This window comes from Phenylobacterium sp. (assembly GCF_036495085.1).
Classification (GTDB): domain Bacteria; phylum Pseudomonadota; class Alphaproteobacteria; order Caulobacterales; family Caulobacteraceae; genus Phenylobacterium.
Genome location: NZ_DASXNL010000086.1, coordinates 1 through 3,221, shown reverse-complemented (window position 1 = coordinate 3,221; position 3,221 = coordinate 1). Strand labels below are relative to the sequence as shown.

The window sequence follows — 3,221 nt, the reverse complement described above, 5'->3', positions numbered from 1 at the left end:
CCCTCCGAAGGCAAAGGTCACACGTTCGAATCGTGTCGGGTGCGCCAGGAACTTCATTGTCCAGTATGGACACATCTGCCACAAACCGTAAGCGCTCGTCCATCACCGAGCACTCCTTCCAGGGCATCGACACCTCCCGCTCAGAAGCGGAAAGTGTCACCCATGTGTCCGGTACGACCTGTCACCCATGTGTCGGGCTACTCACAATGAGTGTCCGGTTTCGTGAAACGTGACTCCTGTTTCACTGCGCTCGCCTGACCAGGCGCAACGGCGATAGGATTGCCGTTCGAAAAAACGGTCGATGCGTTCACGGTGTGATTTACGCCATCAGCGCAGAACGAGGTTGTCACCTTGCAGGATCGTTCACCTGCACGCTGGCACTTCAGCATCGCGCCGCTGCCGGCAAAATTGGCCGCGCCGATTGGTCCGCCAACAACCTGAACCCTCTCATGCGTGCTCATCGCCACGGCCACACAAACGTCGGCGACGGTGACGGCAATCTTGCAGTTCTTGCCGCCCTTCCTGGCGCAATTCTCAAGCGCGCCATCCTTGGCGTCCCTTTCGTTGGGGTAATTGTAGGAGAAGCCCGGCGGCGTGAAATTCGAGGCCACGGCAATTGCGCCCCATACATCGGGCTTCGGCGGCGCAGGTCGCGGTCCCTTGCATGCGCCCCAGAACTCCGGGCCATTCGGGGTCTCGACCATGCCGCAGGACACGCCGTTCTACGACTTCGCCGCGAACGGCGTCGGGGCCACAAGCAGCAGCCCGCAGCACAGCACCGGCGGTCTGATCTGTCTCGGCATCGCGGACATCCCCGGTTAACGCCTCACCGGCGCTCCAAGGGCGATTTTTCAGACGCCCATGGCGATCAAGGATTCGGCTAACCTGTCGCCGCCTCGTGTGTGAAAACGGCCGGGCTCTGTTGCGAACAGCTTTATTTGTCCGAAACGGTCGGCGCGCCCAGTCAGCGTCTGCAGGGCTCGAACCTCAGCTTCCTGACGTCGCTGGCTGGGGATTGGCCGGATTCGGTGCCCAGTTGTTCGCCAGGTTCAGAACGCTTTCGAGACCCCGGCAAAGAACCCGCGCCGCGGGCCGAACTGCGGCGCGCCGACGCCGACGCCGGTTCCATCGCGGATCTCGTATTTCTCGTCGAAGAGGTTGATCACGTCGGCGCGCAGGGTCAGCGGGCCGCTAGGCAGGCCCGTGAACTCATGCGCCACGGCAAGGTTCACCTGGGTGTAGCCCGGCACGTGGCCGCTGTTGGGCGGCGCACCGTCCGGCGTTTTCCGAAGTCCCGATCCATAGATCAGGTCGCCGGAGAACCGCGTGTCGCCCAGCCGGTAGGCCGCGCCCGCCGAGGCCGTATAGGTCTGGTCGTGGTCGAGGAAGATGAAGTGGTTTTGGATGTAAGCGAGGTCGCCGGGGTCGAAGTTGAACTGGCTGGAGATGATGTCCTTACCCTTCGCCTCGGACCAGGCGAAGTTGCCGTAGGCGCTGAGCGGCCCGCTCGCATAGTTGGCGCTGAGCTCGACGCCCTTGGCGTAGCCTTCGCGGTAATTGAACGGCGTCAGGATGATCGGCGCGCCGAACTGCCCCTCGTCGACGAGGTTCTTGGCCTTCTTGTAGTAGCCGTCCAGCCCTAGCGTCAGCCCGCCGAACCTCTGCTGGACGCCCAGGTCGAAGTAGTTGTCGCGCTCAGTCTTCGGCAGGTCGTTCTGCGTGCCAAGCGCCTCGGCGCTGGTGCCGACGAACTTCGCGATCGTCTCGCTGGCCACCAGCTCGAAGGGAGGCGGCGAGAAAAGACGTGCGTAGCCCGCGTGGAAGGTCGTCCCCTCCATCGGCTTCCAGACCAGGTTCACCCGCGGCGAAAGCTGGTTCTCGTGCCGGAACGCCTCCAACTGGTCGAAGCGCAGGCCATAGTTCAGCGTGAGCGTCTCGGCCAGCGCCCACTCGTCCTGCAGATAGGCCGAATAGGTCCAGGCGGTGGCCTTGCTGTCGTCGACGATGGAGATCGGAGCGGTGCCGATCTGGGCGCCGGTGTCGTCCAGTGGGAAGACCTGGGACGTGGTCTTGCTGGTCGTGCGGTCGCTGGAGACGATCAGGCCGCTGCGGATCGTGTGCGCGTCACTGAGCTTGTAGACGCCTTCGAGCTGAGTCCCGAGCGACAGAACGGTCTTGCGCGCCGCCTGCGCGATGCCGTTGAACAGCAGTTCGCCGGTCACATCGGGCGAGTAGCGGAGCTCGGAATAGCGGCCGAAAAGCGAGGCCTGAGCGGTGAATTTGTCGACCGTCTTCAGATAGCTGACGATCGCGTAGGTGGTGCCTTCCTTCTGATTCTGGTCCAGCTTTTCGGACGGAAAGTCCGTGACGCCGTTCACGTTGAAGCCCAGGTCGGGCTGCAGGCCCGAGACGTTGGGGATCTGGAACGTCTGCTGCGAGGTCCCGGCGATCAGCGACACGCGGCTGCTGTCGTCCAGGATGTGGTCCAGGTAGCCGAATGCCTGGTACTGGTCCGAATGGTCGTGCAGCGGCGTGCCGCGGCCGTCGGGGCTCTCGATGCCCACGTCCGTACCCGTGTAGCTCCCCGAGAAGAAGCCGCTCGTGGCGCCCGACGAGCCGCCGTACTCGATCGACGGCGTGATCAGCCCGTGGCTGCCGCCATAGACCCCGACCTCGCCGCCATTCTTGAAGCCGCTCTTGGTGGTGATGCTGAGCACGCCGGCGGTCCGAAGGCCGTACTGGGCGGGCATGGCGCCGGTGATCAGGTCGACGTTGGCCGCCAGCCGGGGCGAGAGCGTCTGGCCGAACACCTGCAGACCCTCGGGCAGGATGACGTTGTTGAGCCGGTACTGGATGTTGCCGTGATCGCCGCGGATGTGCAGCTGGCCGAAGCTGTCCTGCGCCACGCCCGGCGCCTGCAGAACCACCTGGTTCAGCTGGGTGTTGGCGCCGCCCGGCAGGCTGAGGATGAAGGCTTCCGGCAACGAATAGGTGGTGGCGCCCAGCGATGGCTCCACCGACGAGCGCGCAGCATCCAGCCGCTGGGCGGTGACTACGATCTCGGCCACCTGGCCAGACGTAGGCGCGCCGGCGGCGGGAGCCGAGGCTTGGGCGAAGGCCGGTGCGGCGACTAGCGAAAGCAGACTAACCGACGCGCCCAGGCGTGCGCGCCGCGATGTCGATCCGGCCATAGACGTCCCCTGTTATAAGCTAACAAGGCG

Annotated in this window: 3 protein-coding genes; 1 reads left to right on the top strand and 2 read right to left on the bottom strand. The window is 64.4% G+C overall.

Annotation, left to right across the window (positions count from 1 at the left end):
* Positions 1-197 precede the first annotated feature (197 nt).
* Positions 198-611 (bottom strand): DUF4189 domain-containing protein, encoded by a 414-nt coding sequence (locus VGI62_RS10050; RefSeq protein ID WP_331504346.1) that lies wholly within the window; start codon positions 609-611, stop codon positions 198-200.
* On the opposite strand from VGI62_RS10050, the gene VGI62_RS10045 reads away from it, so the two are divergent.
* On the top strand, positions 595-822 hold the full coding sequence (locus VGI62_RS10045; protein WP_331504345.1) for a hypothetical protein: 228 nt from the start codon (positions 595-597) through the stop codon (positions 820-822). The genes VGI62_RS10050 and VGI62_RS10045 overlap by 17 nt on opposite strands.
* Before the next feature lie 227 nt (positions 823-1,049).
* Here the strand turns inward: VGI62_RS10045 and VGI62_RS10040 are convergent, their stop codons facing one another.
* Positions 1,050-3,191, bottom strand: a complete 2,142-nt coding sequence (locus tag VGI62_RS10040; RefSeq protein WP_331504344.1) for a TonB-dependent receptor — start codon at positions 3,189-3,191, stop codon at positions 1,050-1,052.
* Between the last annotated feature and the right edge of the window lie 30 nt (positions 3,192-3,221).